This is a genomic window from Leptothoe sp. EHU-05/26/07-4 (assembly GCF_043421015.1).
GTDB lineage: Bacteria > Cyanobacteriota > Cyanobacteriia > Phormidesmidales > Phormidesmidaceae > Leptothoe > Leptothoe turfae.
The window spans coordinates 59,877-81,471 of the sequence record NZ_JAXSQV010000009.1; the positions used below are offsets into that span (position 1 = coordinate 59,877).

Genomic DNA, 21,595 nt, shown 5'->3' on the forward strand with positions numbered 1-21,595 from the left:
AAAAAGTAGAGATTGACTATGAAGTCATGATGCTTTTGGAGAGGACTGAGTTGTATTTTGCGCGCTTAACGTAGACTGTTTATTGGACTGTTTTCGTCTATGGCGTTTGCGTTGTAGCTGCGCCATATGGTTTACCAATTGGGGCGGACAGGCCAGCTGATAGGTCAACAGCAATACGTTGTTACGTAGTCCTTCTATATCAAAGGTTGATGGGAGTGTACTATCACCACTGGTATCGTCAGTGTCAACTATTGGCACTACATCAATCGTAGCTGCCGAAGCTGGGATATCTTTGGTCGGAGTCTCTTCAGAGAATATAGTCTTCTCTGGTGACTGTATTTGACTATTAGAGAAGGCTTTGACGACTTGGCTCTCAAGCGACGGAACATTTGATTGTGTTTCCCGCTCGTAGTTAAAATTAACCTTAGGATAGTTCTCTAATTGCAAATTTCCGTCAGTGATTTGCAAATTATCTGTTAATCTTATCTGCTCCTGTGTAATAGGTGGTTGTGCAATCTCCACTTCTGTAACATCTTGTTGTATAACGCTGGTTAACTCAACTGATGAGGCATCAGCGTCTGTCGTAAAAACCTCGTCAATGGCTCCATTGGTTGCAGGTGGATAGAACTTAGTGGCAACAGTTGCTGGCTCTGGAAGCTCGAAAGAGAGACCAAGTCTGGCCTGGCGAATGGTGGTGGCCAGGGATTTATAGCTGGTTAGGGGGGCAGTTGGTTGTGGGTTAGAGGTTTGGGTAGAGCGATATGCAGGAGGAGCAGATGGGGTAGGCTTTGACGGATGCTTAGCCCAAGGAGGTGCAGAAGAAGATTCTAGGAGGGAATTAAGGGTTTGTCGGCGTTGTTTTTTTGCAATGGTGTCTGGTGTGGGAGTGACCGAAAATGTTTCGACAATATTGGGATTAATGGGGGTGGGAACGGTGGGAAGATCGACATTAGGTGTACGAGTTTTTGGGAAGCTATGATATCGTTGGCCCAGCTGGGCGGCTAGCTGGCGATAGGCTCCGGCAGACTGCTGAGTTGGCTGTGGTTGCGGGTTTTGTAGGGCTGGATTAGGGGGGACTGACGCTGGAGCATGTTGGGGCTGTTTTAATCGGGGAGTAGGAGGCTCACCTAGCCGTTGCATCAGTGCCTTATAGTCCATAGATGGGGGTGCTTCCTGTTTTTTCATGGATGCCTGCTGTGTTTCTTTTGCCCGTCGTCTTCGTCGCACTGGTTGCTGCAACGGTTGCTGGCGTACAGACCTGACCCGAGGCTGATGCCCTCGGATATGGTGCTCCAGGGCTAATAGACGATTGTGGCTAAGTGGCGTGTAAGCAGACATGGTGAGTTCAAAGGTGAAAATTCAAAGTTCAAAGTTTAAGTAACAAGATTCTCGTAAGGTGACTAATTTAATTCCCTTAAATCCCCTCTCGGGAGGGGCACCTGAAAGGCGAGGTGGGTTAACCACTAACGCTACTAACCGATTCCCCAATTCGCTCCCTATGGCGGCTTCGTCTAAGATTCCAAATTCATCGTAAATACGGCATAGGGATCCAACGCTACCTTAAGCTGATTGTCGTGGCCTGTTAGGTGAGTTTGATTAACCTTGATCTTGAGCTGTTTGTTATTTGCGGAAAGAATCTCCACTGGCTGATCGTTGATCACCGCTGCCGGAAACTGATCCAACGACTGGGCACTGGCTAAGTTGTTACCTTCCAAGGTTAAAACCGTATCGCCCTGGGCTTTAGAAAGGCTGGCCTTGGCCACACTGGGTGGATGCTCCTGACGGCGGGCCTGGTTAATAAGATTAGCCAGGCTGCTATAGCTCACTTTCTTTTTGGTCACCTTACCCAGGTCCACATTGCGATCTTCGACGGTGCGACGTAAATCTTCGGTGGATTGAATACCAAGTTTTTTTAGCTCCTTACGTTCGTGGTCAGGTATGTCCACCTCATCAATGGACGTTTCCCCATGTTGAATTGGCGGGCGAGTCACTTCTCGAATTTGGCTGTCGCTAATGGACCCGAGCTGGAAGGAGATTTTGGACGCACCCTTTTCCCCTGGCTTGGCCGTGGTAAAGCGTACGTTGTCGCCATCAAACTCTGGAAACAACTGGAGTTCTAGATTCATATCCTGCACCATGTAAGTCAATCGGCGGTTTAAACCTTTGACCGACAATGTGTCTTGGGCCTTGTCTAACTCAAGGATCAAGGAGTCAAGAAAGGATTCTAAATTCCAAGATTTGTTTCCTTTAGTCGCCATAGCGAGCCTCCACAATGTGCATCTGCATTTGATGGAACATTGGCAATACGGTGGTGGCCGTCCGCTGGGTGGGCGGGGCTCCCTTGAGGGTAACCTGACCCGCTTCATCCACTATTACCCGCAGTTCAACGGGCATATCCAGCTTGATTTCTTCCACCGTTAAGACCTGCCCTGTGTCCGGATCCACTCGCTGTTTTTCGTAGTCCGCCAGGGTAGGTATCAGGTCCGCTAGGGGGAGCAGCGGATCTAGCTCTTCAAACTGTTCACTGCTGGTGGCAGCTGTGACAATAGGGTCTGGAGAGGTAACTTCTAACTCGATCATCTCTGACGGTGTGACGTCACTCCTGCCAGGCAGCGGTGGGACTGGCTGGCTGGGATTAGGAGAATTTGTAGGAGGTTCTGTATGGTTATTCATCGCTAACGCCTATAAAGTGGGCTTTAGTGGGCATGGGGAAATATACTGGCGCTTCGCTTAGCTCTGTCACATGGCCGTTTTCATCAATGTCTGAGACTCGCTTGAGCAGGATACGCTGCAGTTTGAACTCTGGATATACCCATAGGGCCACCGTGCTACCTCTGCGGCCCCTAAATTTGACTGAACTGCGGGCCAGGGCATTAAACAAATCAATATTGTCGCGATTAAATAGGGCGTTTAACTGTTCATCGTTGAGGGGGGCATGGTGAGAGATTTGTCCCAGCAGCTCATTGAGCCGCTCGGGATTAAGCATCATGCCGGCCTTGAGTTTGCCTTCCTGGTGACTATGGCTGGTTTGTTCAATCCGGGTAAGGGTTTCCATGCGGGCCAGGGTAGTGCGATCGCGTTCCAATGAGTAGTAGTACTTGCAGTCCAGGGTCAGCTGACGTCGCTGCTTCGACAGTTGCCCCTGCCACACCTTATGCCAGTAAGACCGGTAGCGATCCACATCGTTAAGCGCCACCGTCTCCCCCTGACCTTCAATGCGGTCAAAGCAATAGTCCCGCACCAGGGTAATCATCTGGGTCATACTGGTGCCCATGCGCTTTTTCCCCATGGTCCGTTGGGAGCGACCGCCCCAGGCCAGCACCGCCATCACCAAATAATCCTCGTTGGGTTCGAGCATAGCCAACTGCTCTTGGGACAGCGTTGGCACGACAGTCAAAGGACCATGGGTGAGATCCTCCACCCGATATGTCTTCTCAATTAAAACTTCCAAGGTTTCCGGATTTTTTACCAGGATCTGGAGAATCCCCCTGGCAATCGGTCGCGGAGTATCTAACTTAAGAGGAAAGGCAATATCATGCCCCTGATGGTAGAGCACCCGAGTACGACCGTGGAGCATTAGGGGAGTGACCTGCATAAAGTCCAGCCGTACCCGAGCCACCCGTCGATAGTCAATTTCCTGAGGCGACCAGGTCAGAGCATTGACCATCGCCGAGCTATAGGCCCACTTCTCCATAGCCGTATCATCTACATTCTCTATCAGTTTCTCAATGTGCTGCTGATCTTGTTTTTTATCCTCCATACTGACCTTAGCCACCTGGGTAACACTGTCGGTAACCGCCCCCAACAGTTTGGTGGGGGATATATTTTGCAGCATCATCTGTACAGTTTCTGGGGTCAGCACCTGCTGTAGCAACGGCATCAGGGAGGTCATCAACCCGCTAAGATTGGCCGCCCCGCCAGCCGACCCTAACAAGGACGACGCCCCGCCAGCCGCTCCGGCAGCCGCCCCACCCTCTCCCAGCAAGGCTGCCAGGGCTGGCAGAAACAGTGTTTGGGAATAGCCGCTAGCAGATGCGGCGGTTGAAAAGCCGTTTGTACTGCCATGGGAGCGGCCAGCGGCCACCGCCATAACAGGCTGAGTCGCAGCCAGTTTAGCGCCAGTTGCCGATGCTCCCGCCACCATGCCACTTTGAGCAAGAAAATTCATCAACAGTTGCATCAAGGCCTGGTTATTCAAAGCCTGTTGGCCTTGTTCGCCCTTAGGGGACAGCAGAGCCGTGCCTGCATTCATCAGCAGTTGCTGATTCTGAGGATTTTGCAGAAAGGTACCCGCCTGTTTAAGGGCAGTCTGGGCCTGGGGATTGGTAACAACAGCCGTGGCCACTTTCTTGGCAGCCGGAATCAGCTTGCTAATAAAGGAGGAGAATCCTCCCATAGCCAGCGCCATATCCAGCGGGGGTGTTTCTTTATACGCAAAGGCAACCACCTCAACCGGCGGCTGGGCGATTGGTTGTGATGGCATAGGGACCTCCAAACTTAGGGAAACGGAAGAACGCGGGTTAGGGTGAACACCCCCTTGGGAAGAATGATGCTCACGGGGCAACCCGATAATGGGAAGCTCAACAATCTCAGAGAGGGCGAGGCCTTCTTGTTGAGCTGAACGAAAACTAAAGAGTTGAATATGACGATGGTTGCGACCAAACTGTTCTTTGGGAATAGCTAGGGTCTTACGACCTAAACTTTCCGGCGGCAACGGTCCCATCAAGGGTGACACAACGTTTGGACCCTCTAGCTGTTTGAGACCGTTAACCCGATAGATGTCCCCATCGCCGATGTGATAGCGGTAGTACCGATTGGTAATGCCAATATCAATATCAAAATGGGCATAATTATCATCAGTGTCTTGCCATCTTAAAATTGCCAGGGCCATGGTGTTTGCTCGATGTTGTCAAAAACCAAACGAGAGTCTGGACGCTAACCATTGATTATCCCCCTGGCAACTGTCCTGGCTGTTGCGGTTGAGCCCCTGCCTGGTTTTGTGGTACTTCGCCACCATACATGGAAGCAAAGTTGTCTAGCTTAAAGTAATCTGACTTAAATACTAGCTCCACCGATCCCGTGATCTGGGCTGCTAAATCTGTTGTCGCCGTACTCTTAGCAGAAGACACACTAATTTTGCTGCGCTTTCTAGCACGGGAACTGCGTCGACCAATAAAGCCAAAGAGTCCCCCTCCATGGGTACCACCGGTCTTCGTAGTCGTTGTTTGAGCCGCCTTGTCAGTCTTGTTAATCTTTTCAGTAGCCTTGACATCAAAAACAACGGCTGCTTTTACCGTACCTCGTTCGACCACCAGTCGAGAGATACCCATTAAAATAGTCTCTCGCAATAAGGCCCGTTGTTCCTTTGCCAATGCCAGTTTGGCATCCATGATTTTAGCTTTCACTTGGTTGTCACCAAGATCCAGCTGTTGCCCACTGGCATTCCCTAGAGTGGGTTCACCCTGTTCATCTTCCATAAAGCTGAACTGGTCACCCATATTATCCGCCAGGTAACCAAAGGCATCTTCGTCACTGACATTTTTGACAAAGTGGCTCAGGGATTTAGTTGCAGACTTCAGCAGTTGCTGATATTCCTGCATCTGGGTAACAGTGACGTTCAGGTTGGCGTCAAAAACCCCTGTCAGCAGATCTTCCACAAATTCAGGAAAATCCACATCACTAATAAAGTCAGAGGCCATATCACCTGTTTCCGAGCCAATTCGCTCATTCAGGTGACGCTTGTCATTGATTTGATCACTGGCCGCCAGTCCAGTTGATAGGCCTCTTTGTGCCGCTAACTGACCACCATTGCCCTCAGCTAAATCATTGTATTGATTCTGCACCATGTCTTTATACATGGCCATCTGTTCATCTCGATTCATGTTGCGGAATGTAGGTGATTCCTGCAACAACTCCCGTGCCCGCTGTCGAGCTCTATGCATTCGATCATCGTGTACTAATTGTGACATGGTACGTCAGCCTCTATATGCCCAACAAAACTATCAACAAAACCCAAATGTACAGACATTGCATGCAACATCTCTCTCCTCTGCCTAATCCCAATCATCAAAATCATCATCCATACCGTCCATGTCATCCATACCATCGCCGTCTCGTCCAAAAGAGCCATCATCTTCCTCCATGGAGGCTTGGGCAATAATCCAGGCTTCTGCCGACGAGAGAAAACTCTGGAATGAACTGTCTTGAACAGATCCTTCGTTAAAGTTTGAAACCCACTGAAAGACTTTGTTTCCTTCTACCGCAGAGGTGCGAATAGGGGCGCTGGAGACCATTATCCCCAAGTCTTCTTTTGCAACCTGTTCAATCACTGTCCAAATACTTTCACGTCGCCCACCATAGGATGTGAGTACATAGTCAGCCTTGATAATGTCTAATGCCTCTTGTAAATGGGCATAGTCTTCAGTGACCTGCAGGTGAGCCATACCGGTCATGGTTTCACTCAGGTTGTACTGTAGGTTCTTAGTAGCTTGATAAATCGGAGCCTTGGAGACCCAACTCTCGGCTGAGTAGCTGCCCTCTGCTTTGCGGATATACTCGGCTACTTCAGACATAAGCTGGTGCCATAGTCGAGGAAAGTCTTCATTGGCCACCATATTGGAGAGTAGCTGCCCTCCACCTCGATTTAATACACGACGATACAGCATAGCCCGCTCTTGGGGAGTGGAGCGCTCACTGCGCAGTTTATGGTAGCGGTAAAGGGCGGCAGCCGTTGTGCCATCGGGGACATCGAGAACGCCTCCAGCCCAGCGTAGTACCAGGGCATTGGCCACATCAAATACATGCATCCGTTCACCAATGCAGTAGATGTAGTCTAGGGCCCCTGCTGCTAAAATGTTGTCCGGACTAACGCCCTGCTCTTCGATACTCTCAAAGGTATCAACGGAAAAGTCCCAGGTGGTTTCTCCTCCTTTGATACGGGCCGTATCAATCGGATCCTCAGCAACGTTGGCGATTTTTAGCGCTTCATTATAGGCCAGGAAGAAGTATTCGTTGTAGACACCATTTGTAAAATCGCTTTCGGACGTAATTTGAACACCCAGTTTGACCAAATAATCGGTCATCCCCTGCTTAATTGCGGTGGTAAAAACAGAGCTGGGAAGAATTGTGCTCTCTCCGTTTGCCTCTTTCGTTTCTAGATTTTCAACAAACTGTTCTACATAATGGGGAATATCTCCCTCAGTATAGATGGTTGAGAGTAGCTCATTAACTGCAGGCTCAACCTTACCAACAGTAATGGGCAGCCCCTGTTCTAAGAGTAAATCCTCTAGCTGCTCCCAACGTTTGTCACCGGCTTGGACCTGAATATGCTTATCGTCCAGGACCAAGGCAATCATCCGGGCTAAAAAATATCGTTTGGGGATATCGCTCACATGGCGCAATACCGAATTATATATACCTTCAGTATCGTCTTTATCTATGCCATCACCGCTACTTATTGTATTATCATAATAAGTAATATCTCCAACATAAATAGATTTCCTGAGCAGCGTTGCGTAGATTATTGGCTCAGAGAGCAATAATCGTAAAACATTATCTAATCCAGACTTATTTAACCGTTCAGTTATGACGGAGATAGTACCTAGCATCCCTTCGGTGGCAAGATAGGTTTTAGCCTGATCGCTACTTGCCAGGTTATCGTCTTTATCTTGGTAATAGAGTCTAGTTTTTTCTAATGCAGTTGTAGCGTAGGAATCTAAAGTAACAGATGGTTCAGTAATTTGTAGTACTAGATCTACGGTATCAGTCATGATAATTCTCCCAAAAATCAATAGAATGAACAGATTGAAACGACGTCTTGAAGACTTTGGTCAGGGTATATCGGGTTGGTCTTTATTCTGTCTATTCCCGATATTTCCCGTTGGGTAAATGTTGAAAATAATCCATGAGAGCCTTTCTAATTTAGGTTGGCGGAGATAGACCGGAACTTTCAGTAATGTCATAGTTGGAGTGGTAGAGATAGAGATAGATTGAAACCCTTAATAGAGTCATATGGCAAAGGTTGTAAGGATTGAGTTATTAAGTTGAACTAGTAAACAGGCTCCAAACCAGATCCCAATTGTCGATATCGCTGACAACAGTTTCCTCTTCCCCTTCCTCTCCTATTATTTGAGCTATTATGTCGGCCAACGATGTTGTATTGAGAGATGAGGAGCTAATAGCTGCGTTCACAGCATCTCTAATATCGTCTTCAATCAAGTAACTGTTAATAGTGTCAGTGACCATTGTATCTAAGGAGGAACTGGTAATCGTTGCGCTCACAGCATCTCTAATATCGTCTTCGACCGAATAACTGTTGATAGTGTCAGTGACTGTTGTGGCTAAGCCCGCATTGGTAATCGTTGTGTTTACGGTATCTCTAATATCGTCTTCGACCGAATAACTGTTAATAGCGTTAGTGACCGTTGTATCTAAGGAGGAATTGGTAATCGTTGTGTTTACGGTATCTCTAATATCGTCTTCGACCGAATAACTGTTAATAGCGTTAGTGACTGTTGTGGTTAAGCCTGCATTGGTAATCGTTGTGTTTACGGTATCTCTAATATCGTCTTCGACCGAATAACTGTTAATAGCGTTAGTGACTGTTGTGGTTAAGCCTGCATTGGTAATCGTTGTGTTTACGGTATCTCTAATATCGTCTTCGACCGAATAACTGTTAATAGCGTTAGTGACTGTTGTGGTTAAGCCTGCATTGGTAATCGTTGTGCTTACGGTATCTCTAATATCGTCTTCGACCGAATAACTGTTAATAGCGTTAGTGACCGTTGTATCTAAGGAGGAATTGGTAATCGTTGTGCTTACGGTATCTCTAATATCGTCTTCGACCGAATAACTGTTAATAGCGTTAGTGACCGTTGTATCTAAGGAGGAATTGGTAATCGTTGTGCTTACGGTATCTCTAATATCGTCTTCGACCGAATAACTGTTAATAGCGTTAGTGGCCGTTGTGTCTAAGCCCGTATTGGTAATCGCTGTGCTTACGGTATCTCTAATATCGTCTTCGACCGAATAACTGTTAATGGCGTTAGTGACCGTTGTGTCTAAGCCCGCATTGGTAATCGTTGTGTTTACAGTATCTCTAATATCATCTTCGACCGAATAACTGTTGATAGCGTTAGTGGCTGTTGTGTCTAAGCCCGCATTGGCAATAGCTGTGCTCACGGTATCTCTAATATCGTCTTCGACCGAATAATTGTTAATAGCGTTAGTGACTGTTGTGTCTAAGCCTGCATTGGCAATGGCCTCATTCAGGTATGTACTCAGCCCGTTATCAACTGAATAATTGTTAATAGCTGTATCAATAGTGATATCCAAAGACGCATTGGTAATAGTATTACTCAGGTAATTTCTAAGCTCGTCATCAACCGAATAAGTGGATACAAAATTATTAATCGTTGTATCCAAAGATGCGTTGACGATGGCATCATTCAGGTAAATACTCAGTCCGTCATCAACCGAATAATTGTTGACAGCGTTAACAATAGTTGTATCTAAGGAAATACTGTTAATAGCATCCATCAAGAAATCATTAAGCTTCTCATCAACCGGATAATTGTTGACAGCATCAGGAATAATTTTATCCAAGGAAGCACTGTTCATGGCCTCAGCCAGAAAATCATCAAGCTTCTCATCAACCGGATAATTGTTGACAGCATCAGGAATAATTTTATCCAAGGAAGCACTGTTCATGGCCTCAGCCAGAAAATCATCAAGCTTCTCATCAACCGGATAATTGTTGACAGCTGTATGAACATTTGCAGCAAAGGAAGTACTGTCAAGGGCTGTGTTCACAAAGTCAGCAATAGTCGTATTAATAATATCAGTAATAGAATCGTCAATAGCCGTTTGAACTTGGCTCATAGTAGGAGCAGCATTGGCTGTTGTTTGAGCATTGCTCGCTATCGTTTGAGCATTGCTCGCTGTTGTTTGAGCATTGCTCGCTATCGTTCGAGCATTGCTCGCTATCGTTTGAGCAGTAAGGGCTAAATTCAGAACTATCTGGGCTGCATAGGCTGTAGTAATAATCGTATCTTTTAGGGACACAAATTCACTCTTAGCCAAATAGGAATAAAGTGAGAGTACTGTTTCTGGTAAGCTATCATCACTGAACCTATCTGGGGTCCAGCGAGAGAGATCTAATCTCTGATAGAAATCTAAGCTCTCAGTCGCCAAGTCAGGTACTACCTCAGAGAGCGGAATCTTGGACTCAGTAACAAATGCTTTAACAAAGTTCTCAATACTCCATGTTGTGCCAGCTAAAACTGAAGCCGAGATAGCATTATCCACCTCACTTGATGAAGTAAGTGGGAATAATTCATAAAGTCTAGAGAAGATATCAACAGCCATCAGCTAACTCCAGAAACCAAATATTCTTTAAACCAGTTTTCAGTCACTCACCTTTATGCAACCCTACCCTTAGCCAAAGAGAGTTATCGACCAATTGCAATGGCCCTAAGCCTCGTCTTAGTAATGGAATAATACTGAAAACGAGGCGTTACCATTGCAGCATTTACGCTATCGCTCTTATGCTGTCGCGAGATCAAACTGGGACTTAATTACTGACCAATTATCAACTTCGCCACCTGTTATGGCCTCTGTTAGGTTATCCAGTGCTGTACCCATATCACTAATTGCAGTTTTAAGGGTGTCTGTAAGCGCTGCAAGGGTGATTGTGGTTGCATTTTCTGTGTTAGCTGCCGTCAAAGCACTCTCAGCATCCACAAAGAGATCATAACAAGCACCTGTCGATGTAAGACTACTACCAAAACTAGCAGATCCTTTTACTGCCTCAATTGCCGTTGACAAAGTGGTCTGTAATTGTGGCTCGATTAGCGGGTCGTCTACCAACTCAGACCCAGCCTCTGATACACGGATAGCATTGTCATAGGCTAAATAGACATCTATCAAAGCTTGGTAGGCAGCTTGCAATAAATCATTATCTATTGAGTTCGTAATTGCGTTCCCCAGTGTCCCTGTGCTAATTAGATAGTTTCTTAATGCAAGCTGTGCTCTAAGTTCAGTAATTTGTGAGTCTGCCAACGGGAGAACTGACGTTGTTGACACTTCAACAAGCTCAAGGTTGGCGCTTAGGGTGAGGGAATTATGTAGAACAAATTCATCGAAAATCATCATTAATCTCTCAAAAAAATACAACTATTACAGCGGCCTGATCTCAGTAATGTCTAGTCAGGCTGCAAACTTGTAATCTAATAAACGTAGAGCATCCAGCAAATTCAGTTTGCCAAAACCTGCCTTGGGATGTTTAAACCGTTTATCGAGCTTGTCAGCAGTGTGTTTCAGCAGGTATTTAACCTGTTGGTCGGACAAATTAGCCTTATGGTGTTGTCGTGCATAGGATTTGAGTAGAGCGATCGCACCTGCAACAAAAGGCGAAGCATGGGATGTCCCCGTGGAGAAACCATAATCATTACCAATGTAAGTACTGTAAATATCAGTGCCAGGAGCAACAAAATCTACCTGTTTACCATAGGTGGAAAAGGGTGCAACGTTACCTGATTCATCCAGCGCCCCTACCGCAATCACATGGGGCAATGCACCTGGATAATAAAGTTGTTCTTTACCATCATTACCTGAGGCGGCAACAATGGAAACTCCTTTTCGGCGGGCGTAGTTTACAACGTCTTCATGGGGTAAACCACCACCGGTATGTTCTATCCCTAAACTCATATTAATCACATTTGCTCCATTGTCAATAGCCCATTTAATACCGGTATTAATATTGTCCACTAAGCCCGCACCAACTTTTTTAGACCCTCTCTTTAGTGCTCCTAACACCCGTACTGGCAAAATCTTGCACTTGGGCACCACACCCAAAGGCATCTTTATCCCCTGACCAGAAACGATTCCAGCCACATGGGTACCATGGCCTACTTCATCGTCTGGGTCTTCGTCATAGCCTAAATAATCACCGAGAAACTTACCGGCACCATCAATAATATCAACAAAATCTGCGCCGGGAAGTAACACATTTGTTAATTCAGGGTGATCGAGATCAACCCCCGTATCGAGAACAGCAATGGTGATTTGAGAATCTCCCTGGCTGTAATCATGGGCTTCTGGTAGGTAGATGGCTTGACGCGATCGCATACCCGTAGTGAGACTAAACCCCTTAGCAATTACCTGAGGTAGCTCAGCTGTCGCCACTCTCCCAGCCGTGACCGTTTCGACATTAGGAATAACAGCAATATCGTCAATTAACCCTGGTGGAATATTTTTATTCTGTTGCAAAATCAGACGATATGTCCGATCAAACTTACTTTCTCTCTCATCGTGATCCCAATGAGTTTCTCTGGCAGGCCTATACTCCCGCGTCATCTGAAACGAGCACCCATAGTTTTCAGTCACCCTATCCACTGTTGGCGTGAGATATATGGGTGCTGTTGCTTTACGCTGAGCAACATCCTCCCAGTAGGGAATCTGACCAGGGGCAATATCTTTAACTAGGGTCAATAGAATATGAGGTTTCATAGCGATTCCACCGTCAGCCTGAACAGCGTTTTTTCTTCCGAACAGTTATCCATCAGATATCAGCGTGTTTTGTTGCCAAAACGGAGCGTTAGGGTTAACTCGCCCCTACCACAGCCCATTTGACCGTAATCTCGTCAGAATGATTGTTAAATATCCAATCAATACCTCCGTTTTGGCCATTGTCACTCTTTGTGAAATTCTCCTCAATATTGCCATTGGAAACGAAAAGAATTGTTTCGCCTGGCTCCAACGACCAAGCATTCTGATCTTTAAGGGGGACTAGCTCGTCTGCTCCCAGTCCTGAGTCTTCATCGCCTATTTTGATTGTTTCTCCTCGCCCGACTAGTAAGCAGCCAGCCGGTGAACCGGGTAGAAGGTATGAATCAAATGCCTCTGTATACACAGAAGTATAGCCAACATAGTCAATGGATTTACCCTCTGCAAAAATTTTCCAGGTCCCTTCAGCTGAGAAATAAAATGTTAGGGTATGCTCAAAGTTATTCTTAAACAGGTATCCCGATGCGGCCTCAACCTTAAATCTACCGTTAGTAGGAGTCTCTCTATTAACTTCAAGGAACCACCAAACAGTAATACTATCTGTAGCAGATAGATCATACAAATCGCTACTTTGAGAATAATAATTACAAAGCAAGGAGACGCTTTCTTTTGGATCCAGGCTAATGGTAGTCTGCTCTCCCACCTCTTCATAGTGCTCTGCTTGCTTAATTAATAGGGCACCCACTGGAAATGTGGGCTTGAGAACATGTGAGGGAACTAGAATTGATTCGGCTGGATCAACTGTCTGGCCAAGGGAAGTGAGCGACAATGGATTTTCTAGCTCACCTGGCAATAGCTCATCTGGAACCTCGACTGACCATGTCCCTTTAACATCAGGGACAAAGGTTACTTTCACCTTAAAATCAGTGGGATTCGTAAACAGTTCACCTTCATTGGCATTGGCAACAACTGATAACTGACCATAGTTCAAAAACGAAGACAGCAAAATTGGTGTTGTATTAGTAACAGCTGGCTCTTCTACAATTGTCGATGTTGTTTCCCCATTTGCAGAATTCACTGAACTGGCCAGTCCAAACCCTTGGCTAATCGCTGTCCAATTTGCTGTTGAGCGTGATTTCTTAACCATATTCTCTAAAACAGATACTATTTACTTCGATCACGTTCAGCCACCCATTCAGAGCAGACATTCTTCTCTGAATTCACTTGACATAGGTTTACAGGGTGCAGAAACTCTAATTTTCTGGATGGCTATAACAGCTCACCAAAAAACTTTTTATCAAAAACCATACAAGCAGGGAATAACGCCTAAAATCAGGCATCGTGACAGCATCACGACAGACAATCAAACGTCTTCTTGGACCATATCTTCTATCTTCAAACAAAGAGTAGCAAGATTTTAGCCTCAAGAAAAGCATGCTACCAAAAAGCTAAAACCCATACTATAGGCTCTCTTATTTTATTAGCTACAACACGCAAAGAAACATCTGTCAAACAGATCTAGTGCTACTTAGCTCAAAAAACAAAAGGCTTCTGGGTACATCACCAACTTAAACCAGTAGACCTATCATAGACAAGGGAAGAAAATACCGCCAGACATTTCGAGACATTTCAATTTTTCTTAGCAAATGAAACAATGCTTTACCAAACAATCCATGCAACAATAATTACCTATACTACAAGATCATAATCTCGGTGTAGCGTTGCACCGAGATTACAGGCAATATTTAAAGTAGTCTCGGTATAGCATTGCACTAGCTCCAATGGGTCTTTCGAACACAACAGAGCTGTTGCAAATGATCGTTTCCTCCACCCACATTATTCATATCTTTGACCGAGAAGGGGATATTGCTGAAGTGCTTTACAACGTTAATAATTTGCGCCATACCGGTGTCGTAGTGTGGGCCGACACAATTATTTTTTGAAGACGATCCCAATCGATTATGGGGCAAGCTGGAAGCTCAGCCAATAGTGACGTATCATGCGGTTAATTCGTGGGTAACCATAACGCATCAAATCACAATAACCTTGGCCATTTTATGAAGTAAAGCTTGCCATTATCCAAGATGAATTCTGAAACATCTATTCCAGATCCCAATGGGCATTCTTCCCTGGAAACAGAGATCATACGCTTACGTAAATTAGTTGAAGACTTAACGCTAAAAAATAGCGAATTAGAAACTATCGTTGAAATTATTACAGATCACTCAACAACCCTGGAAAATAATCTCAAAGAACAGAATCAAACCATGGTAGATTACATTGAACAAGTCAATACAATTACGGCGGCAGCTATTACAGTTCAAAACAATACCTTTAATCCTAATAGTCTAAAATCTATCTCTGCCCGAACCGATGAGCTAGGCAACTTAGCTCAAGTTTTTTCAGAAACGGTACAATCCGTTAAACATCATGAGCAGCAGCTAATTGATGCCAATAAACACCTTTCCGATCTTTTAGAGGCCTACAGTCGATTTGTCCCTGAAGAATACCTGATTTTTCTTAAGCAAGATAGTATTATCAATATTCAACTGGGGGATCACGTTAGTAAAGAGATGGCCGTTATGTTTTCTGATATCCGCTCATTTACAACCCTGTCGGAACACATGACCCCCCAGGAAAACTTTAACTTCATTAATGCTTACCTACGACGGGTTAGCCCAGAAATTCGTAATCACAATGGCTTCATCGTTAAATATCTAGGGGATGGCATGATGGCAGTTTTTCCCGAAAGCGTTGATGATGCACTGCAGGCGGGCATTGCCAAAGCTAAGCGAGTGACAGAATATAATCAGCACCGTTTGTCTGCGGGGTACCAACCATTGGAAGTGGGTATTGGTATTCATGTGGGGCATATGATGGTAGGCATGGTTGGTGAAGCTAATCGTATGCAGGGCGATGCCTTCTCAGACAATGTCAACTTGACTGCTCGGCTAGAAGGGTTAACCAAATACTATGGCGCATCGCTCCTCATTTCAGAGGAAGTTTTGGGGCAGTTAAGTCAGCCTGAACAGTACACTTTTCGATTGTTAGATCGCGTTATCGTCAAGGGGCGTCAAGAACCCATTACCATTTATGAAGTCTTAGAAGCTGACCTTGAAACCTCTCATTTTCTAAAAAAGAAGACTCTTGCCCTGTATCAACAGGCAAGAAAATTCTATCAAGAGGGCAACTGGGTTCAGGCACAGAGGTATTTTGAACAGGTTCTAAAGATCAACCCAATAGATAAAACAGTACAATTTTACTTAGAACGGATTCAACAATTAAGCCAACGGAGCCTTCCTAATGGTTGGCAAGGCATTTGGAGCTTTACTCAAAAATAACGGTTAATAAATTGAATTACATTTACTCATTTATAACTTTCTACTCTCATTGTCAGGGTTCAAGCTGCAGGTTCCATTATGCTCCCCAATACTTTCTCTGAAACTGTTGCCTTAACAAAACAGTTTGTATTAGCAGAATTTGATAAAACAATTCAAAATCAACAGCTTTACTATCACAATCGCTGGCATATCAAGACTGTCCAACGACGAGCCAATCAAATCTTTTCTATCGTTGCCCCCCATTGGCAAAAGTCTAATCAGGACACCCAGAAAAACCCTGATCTAAGTCGCATACACAGCCTACTTGATTTGTGTGTAGCAACCCACGATATGGTACAAATCTTCTTGCCTCAAAGTCATCCCCATATTACTCGTCGGCGAGCCAGTGGAGAGAGTGAAAAGGCAACATGTGACAAGTTGTTGACCTATATTTGCCAGCTTAATCAGAACCTGGCATTAGCTGGGAAATTTCAAGCGCAGTTTTCTGAGAAAGATATTGAGTTACTCCAATTGGCAATTCTAGGCACAATTTGCACCTATAGTCCTTTAGAAGAATCTATTTATCAACCTGCTTTATATGATTCCGAAAATCCACCCCATATTATCACTCGTATCCTTGCTCTAGCCGATATTTCATCCCTGGGGATGGATGGTGTTACAGTTTATAATCGGGAAGGGAGTCTAATCTTTTTAGAAGAGAATCCAGATATTATTCCCTACATTCAAGAACAGAAAATAGAACTGTTATCAGCAGAACATCCCGAACTTGCTGAAAGTTTTAGACAGCGCTTACTCAAGCGAGCCCGCTGGCAACTTAGCTTTGCCCGTTCCCGATTGAGCAGAACGATTCAAGAATTAATGTTTTTTTCTGATGACGTCATTGACGCCTTGGTTAGAGACGCGTTTCCCTATTTAAATGAAGAGACTCTCAGGATAGTTGAAAAAACTACACCCACAGCTGTATCAACATCTTTGCAACAATTGCTTAAGTTTTTTCAACTAGACCCAGATCTAATCAAAAATCAGCTACAAACTCCGTCAAGGCTTGAATCATAGCAACTTTATTCTGCTCCTCTACCAAATACATATGCCCTCCAGGGAACAACTTCAATTGGAATGTCTGATCGGTCTGCTCCTGCCATCGCATCAGATCTTGAGTGTTTACCCCTTTATCATTCTCCCCCCCTAACGCTAAAATGGGACAGGATAAAGGGCCTCTAGGATAATAACTATAGGTTCGATTCAGATATAAGTCTGCCCGATAAATTCGCAATAACAGTTCCATCATCTTAGTATCTTGCAAAACCACCTCCGGTGTCCCCTCATCGGCCCGTAGCTCGGCAATTAATGTTGCATCATCCTGCTGGTCATCGCGCTGAGCTGCAAAAGTATGAGGTGGCTGACGTGCCGAAACAGCCAAAGCTACAGGAGCATATCCAAAACGATCCCGCAGTTGATGGGCTACTTCAAAACTCACTAAAGCTCCGAAGCTATGGCCAAACAAAACAAATGGCTGATCACAATGGGGGGTAAGCGCCTGTACCAAGGGTTCAACTAACTTCGGCCACTGGGTCAACAGCGGCTCACGAAACCGAGTTTCACGACCTGGCAATCGTAATGCCCAAAGATTTATCCATCCAGGCATGGCTGCTGGCCAATGGCGAAAAAACACACTACCAGATCCAGCAGGAGGGAAACAAAATACATTCAGTCGAGCCTGAGATCGCTGCTCACCTAAGGGTATCAGCCAGTCAGCGCTATTCTCTGGTATATGTGTCATTCCACCTAAACCCAACATTCAGTAGCTGTTTATTAGTACTACGACATAATAGCTACCAGCGATAACGGTATAGTTTAAACACTTCTGAACTTTTGACATCAATACGGCAGATCTACATGACTAACATAACCTACATCATAAATCGATAAAACACACCTAAAACCCCCGCAATTTATCTGAGTATACGGCTATCAATGAAATTCCCCCGCCACACAACAGAATATATAACGAGCCAATTATCGCAACCATTGCAAATGAGATACCCCAATCATAAAGTTGTCCCCCCCACAACAGCCCTATATTGGTTGCCAAGTTTGCAACAGAAACCATCAGGGCATAGGTAAACCCCTCTGCTCCTTGGGGGCAGATTTGTACCACTAGCCCAAAAAGTCCTAGAGTTCTTAATGTGACCGTAAACCCGCGAACAAGGTAAACGCCATAGGCGCTGGAAACATCCTGCATAAAGGATAAGCTCAGCAGGGAAATTGCACCACTGATGATGACTAATCTTAAAAGGGGTAGTTTTGGAAAGCGTTGCGTTAGAATTCCAAAGGCAATTGCCCCCAACCCTAATCCCAAACACTCCACCGCTTTAAGATTACCGATTAGCGTGTTGCTAAAGTCCAAGATCTGCCGCTGGTAAACATAGTCCACTGGAGTTGGGCTAATGTCCAGCAACAGGATCAAGCCAAGCATCAATTTTAGGTTGGGTTGCTTGGCTACCTGCCAAAATTGTTGCCAACTTCGGCCTAGAGTAAACGTTTTATTGGGTTGTTCAGGAAAGAAACTTAGAACAGCGATAAAGCCAATTCCTGGGAAAATTGTGCTCAGTAGGAACACAGTTGAAAGAGGGGTGTGCTCGGCTAACCACCCACCTAGACCGTACATTGCGATCGCAGTAAATCCTAATCCCGCCCACTGAGAAGCTTGCAGGATATTGGCGTTGCCTTGTTTCTGACCTTCTACCACCATTAATTTATCTGCTACTACATCAGAAAATGCCACACCAGTGGAAATCACCAGGCCCAAGGCAACTCAACTTATAGTTGAGGGTTCAGACCAACTTGTGATCATCACAAAGCTCACAATGATGCCGCCATAACAAATGAGTAAATAACTTTTGAAGGTATGACCAAACAGGGGCACCCCATCGACTAAAAGACCCCAAAGAGGTTTGATAAACCAAGGTAGAACGACTACTAGCTGAAAACTAGCCAGCTGAGTGGCAGAAAAACCTAGCGTATCGGTCAGATAAGTTACAAGGGGTAGAAAGGCTAGTCCTGGATTACTACAAGCCGCTTGAATGCCATAGAGCAATACCATGAAACCAATGAGCTGAATCATGCTCCCCCCTTTAGAATGTAGAGGTGTCCCATGCATGGAACACCTCTACACCTTATAGGCTCCTAGGCTCCTTATGTATTGTTTTGAATCAATCCCTTGGTTGATCTAAAACTTATCTAAACAAATCGGCTGGATCAGCATCCTTGAGTTTTACCAGGGCAATAATGCTAGCTAAAGAACAGGTAATCACAGTCAAGATAAAAATAGTGCATATTCTTGCCACACTCATATCCATAGGCAGGCGAGTTTGGTTTTGAATAAATCCGAATAAATATAGACAGATAATAACGCCAGGAATAAATCCTAGAACTGCCATCATCACACTTTCCTGAAGAACCGTATTCATTAAATACCGATTGGTATATCCAATGGCCTTGAAAGTAGCGTATACCGAAATATATTCAGAGATTTGGGTAAATAAAATCTGGTAGATAATCACCCCACCAAATAAAGAACTCATCATTGCCACAGTATTAAAAATAAAGCCAATAGGAGACCCTGTATGCCAATATTGCTTCTCACTCGCCATGGCTTCTTCTTTAGTCAAAACTGTTAAACCGTTAGGTAAGATTTCAGCAATTTTTTGTTTGACTTCCTGGGGATCACTTCCTGTTTCTAAGATAACAAGACCAATGTTGACTTGAGAGATAGGATGATTAAATAGGTGCGAAAAGTTCAGATCACTGGTCACCATAATGCCATTGGCAGATAAAATGCCGCCACCCAGAGAAAAGAGACCGGCAATCTTAATTTTCTTATCTGCCGCTTCTGTGATGAAAGATCCCTGATCTTCGAGGTTCTGAATAATTGGCCCATATCCAGACTGGGAAAGCTGATCATACAGGTAGGTATTGGCCTGGGTAATGACATTCAATTGCTGATTGATTTCAGACAAATTAAACGCAGACTGATTAGGATCAAAGGCGAATATAAGAATTACTTTTTTAGCTAGTGTCTGGGGATTTCTGAGGCCAGCAGACTTGAAATAAAGTGGACGACTTGACGCTACTCCCTGGATAGCGGAAATCTGAGACAAGACCCTTTTGGAAAAATTCTCTGCTCTGAGTGCCCAAAAGTTTTCTGCTTGATCAGATTGAATAAATAGATCCGCCTGCAATGCTTTATGAATTGTTACTGCATCTTCAAAAATACCATCCCTTAGTGCCGTAGCCACAAACATCAGGACAACAGAAAGAGTGACACTAAGCAGACTGATAAACAGGCGAGACTTTTTGTGGGTTAATTGTAGCCATGCCTCTGAGTCGAAAATATTCATCATGGATTGAGCGACTCAATTACTGATAAAGAGTGAACAACAATATAGTCACTATGGGGTTTGGATGGTAACGTCAGCCTCCATATGAATAAATTGTTCTACTTTTTGGCTATCAGATGGGTCCAAGCGAATCTTCACTTCAAAAACCCTGGCGTCAATTCCTAAGGCGGGATCATTATTAAAGATTCCTTTCTGGTCAATTTGAGGTGAAATTTGTTCCACTGTTCCTTGTAGGGCTTCCATCAGGGCACTAATTTTAACCGTTGCGGTTTGTCCAGGTTTGAGCCTGGAAATATCGGTCTCGTAAACCTCCGCCAGAACGTACATGGCTTGAGTTTGCCCTAACTCCAGGATGCCATCGTCAAATTTCACTCGCTCACCGGCCTGGGTATGGATTTTCAAGACACGTCCAGCGACTGGCGCTCGGACCCTAGCAAGCTCCACAGTGGCTTCTGCTTCTGCCACGGCGGCTGTCGCTTCCTCCAGCTCGGCTTGGGCTATGGTCACATCAACGGGGCGCACCTCGGTCAATTTGTCTAAGGTGGCGCTTTCACGGCGAATTTGTTGGGCGCGGGTGGATTGGATATTTTCTAGCTGGGCCTCGACTTCATCGAGTCGGGCTTGGGCAATTTCGAATGCTTCTTGTTTATCTTCCAGGTCAGCAATACTGATAGCTCCTTCATTGTAGAGGGTTTGAAATCGTTGATAGGAGCTTTCTGCATTTACTAACTCAGCTTGCATACGAGTAATCAGCGCCTGTTGCTCAATTACTTCGGTACGTACTTGAGCTTCTAGATTGGCAATCTGAGCCTCTTGAGCGGCTAGATCCCCCAATTTCGCGTCTCCCGCTAATATTCCCTCTAGCTGAGCCTGAGCTACAGCCATTCTCTTTTCGGCCCGAGTTAGACTGGCCTGTTGCGCATAGAAAGGGTCAAGAAGAGCTAGCACTTGCCCTTGAATGACAGTTTCCCCTTCTTGAACCTGGAGCTCAATTACTCGAACATCAGCTAACTGGCCTGCACCAGAAATGTTAATAACACCATCCTTAGGAACAATTCGTCCTAATGCGGCAATGGTGGGAGATGGAGTGTCAGGAGTTTCAATGGTCTCCAACTCCGTTTCCTGTGCCTGAGAGGTTCGAGATATTACCTGATTATAAATAGGCCAGGCAAGTACCGTGAAAACGATTAGCACAATGGCCCATTTATATTTTCGCAATATCACCAGTGAATTAAGCTGCATGATGTCAGTTGGTCTATATCTACACGCGTCGGAAGCTACAAAATCTACGCTAGCAACTGACGGGGCTTTTAGTCCGTTATTACCGTACTTTCTTTAACGTTAATAATC

Annotated in this window: 15 protein-coding genes and 2 pseudogenes; 3 read left to right on the forward strand and 14 right to left on the reverse strand. The window is 45.1% G+C overall.

Annotation, left to right across the window (positions count from 1 at the left end; genetic code table 11):
• Window positions 1-24: 24 nt before the first annotated feature.
• The 10 genes from U2F10_RS34965 to U2F10_RS35010 all read right to left on the reverse strand — a co-directional run bounded on the left by U2F10_RS34965 (window position 25) and on the right by U2F10_RS35010 (window position 13,651).
• Entirely contained in the window at window positions 25-1,338 is a 1,314-nt protein-coding gene (locus U2F10_RS34965; protein WP_499874771.1) for a hypothetical protein, read from the reverse strand.
• 173 nt (window positions 1,339-1,511) lie between these two features.
• Entirely contained in the window at window positions 1,512-2,258 is a 747-nt protein-coding gene (locus U2F10_RS34970) for a hypothetical protein (RefSeq protein ID WP_163701065.1), read from the reverse strand.
• Complete coding sequence (locus tag U2F10_RS34975; RefSeq protein WP_163701067.1) at window positions 2,248-2,673, reverse strand: hypothetical protein; 426 nt, start codon at window positions 2,671-2,673, stop codon at window positions 2,248-2,250. The genes U2F10_RS34970 and U2F10_RS34975 overlap by 11 nt, the downstream gene beginning before the upstream one ends.
• On the reverse strand, window positions 2,666-4,891 hold the full coding sequence (locus U2F10_RS34980; protein ID WP_499874772.1) for a hypothetical protein: 2,226 nt from the start codon (window positions 4,889-4,891) through the stop codon (window positions 2,666-2,668). The genes U2F10_RS34975 and U2F10_RS34980 overlap by 8 nt, the downstream gene beginning before the upstream one ends.
• A gap of 55 nt (window positions 4,892-4,946) precedes the next feature.
• Entirely contained in the window at window positions 4,947-5,969 is a 1,023-nt protein-coding gene (locus U2F10_RS34985; RefSeq protein ID WP_499056790.1) for a hypothetical protein, read from the reverse strand.
• Between the two features lie 84 nt (window positions 5,970-6,053).
• Complete coding sequence (locus U2F10_RS34990) at window positions 6,054-7,769, reverse strand: hypothetical protein (protein ID WP_499056789.1); 1,716 nt, start codon at window positions 7,767-7,769, stop codon at window positions 6,054-6,056.
• A 268-nt stretch (window positions 7,770-8,037) separates the two neighbouring features.
• Window positions 8,038-10,365, reverse strand: a complete 2,328-nt coding sequence (locus tag U2F10_RS34995) for a beta strand repeat-containing protein (RefSeq protein ID WP_499874773.1) — start codon at window positions 10,363-10,365, stop codon at window positions 8,038-8,040.
• Between the two features lie 177 nt (window positions 10,366-10,542).
• Window positions 10,543-11,151, reverse strand: a complete 609-nt coding sequence (locus U2F10_RS35000; RefSeq protein WP_499874774.1) for a hypothetical protein — start codon at window positions 11,149-11,151, stop codon at window positions 10,543-10,545.
• 54 nt (window positions 11,152-11,205) lie between these two features.
• Window positions 11,206-12,507: a S8 family peptidase gene (locus U2F10_RS35005; protein WP_163702648.1), complete on the reverse strand. Its 1,302-nt coding sequence runs from the start codon at window positions 12,505-12,507 to the stop codon at window positions 11,206-11,208.
• Between the two features lie 94 nt (window positions 12,508-12,601).
• Complete coding sequence (locus U2F10_RS35010) at window positions 12,602-13,651, reverse strand: hypothetical protein (RefSeq protein ID WP_163665628.1); 1,050 nt, start codon at window positions 13,649-13,651, stop codon at window positions 12,602-12,604.
• Window positions 13,652-14,306: 655 nt separating this feature from the next.
• Between U2F10_RS35010 and U2F10_RS35015 the strand changes: the two are divergent.
• The 3 genes and pseudogenes from U2F10_RS35015 to U2F10_RS35025 all read left to right on the forward strand — a co-directional run.
• Window positions 14,307-14,493 (forward strand): annotated as a pseudogene (locus U2F10_RS35015) (IS4 family transposase); the annotation flags it as partial.
• A gap of 95 nt (window positions 14,494-14,588) precedes the next feature.
• Window positions 14,589-15,845 carry an adenylate/guanylate cyclase domain-containing protein gene (locus U2F10_RS35020; protein WP_163665632.1) on the forward strand — a complete coding sequence of 419 codons (1,257 nt, stop codon included), beginning with the start codon at window positions 14,589-14,591 and terminating at the stop codon, window positions 15,843-15,845.
• A gap of 78 nt (window positions 15,846-15,923) precedes the next feature.
• On the forward strand, window positions 15,924-16,901 hold the full coding sequence (locus tag U2F10_RS35025; RefSeq protein WP_163665634.1) for a hypothetical protein: 978 nt from the start codon (window positions 15,924-15,926) through the stop codon (window positions 16,899-16,901).
• Here the strand turns inward: U2F10_RS35025 and U2F10_RS35030 are convergent.
• The 4 genes and pseudogenes from U2F10_RS35030 to U2F10_RS35045 all read right to left on the reverse strand — a co-directional run bounded on the left by U2F10_RS35030 (window position 16,861) and on the right by U2F10_RS35045 (window position 21,487).
• Window positions 16,861-17,625, reverse strand: coding sequence for a thioesterase II family protein (locus tag U2F10_RS35030; protein ID WP_163665635.1), 765 nt, complete (start codon window positions 17,623-17,625; stop codon window positions 16,861-16,863). The two genes, U2F10_RS35025 and U2F10_RS35030, sit on opposite strands and share 41 nt — an antisense overlap.
• Before the next feature lie 156 nt (window positions 17,626-17,781).
• Window positions 17,782-19,005, reverse strand: a pseudogene (locus U2F10_RS35035) (MFS transporter).
• Window positions 19,006-19,081: 76 nt separating this feature from the next.
• Window positions 19,082-20,248, reverse strand: coding sequence for an ABC transporter permease DevC (gene devC / locus U2F10_RS35040; protein ID WP_163665639.1), 1,167 nt, complete (start codon window positions 20,246-20,248; stop codon window positions 19,082-19,084).
• 48 nt (window positions 20,249-20,296) lie between these two features.
• Window positions 20,297-21,487, reverse strand: coding sequence for an HlyD family efflux transporter periplasmic adaptor subunit (locus U2F10_RS35045; protein ID WP_163665641.1), 1,191 nt, complete (start codon window positions 21,485-21,487; stop codon window positions 20,297-20,299).
• Window positions 21,488-21,595 lie beyond the last annotated feature (108 nt).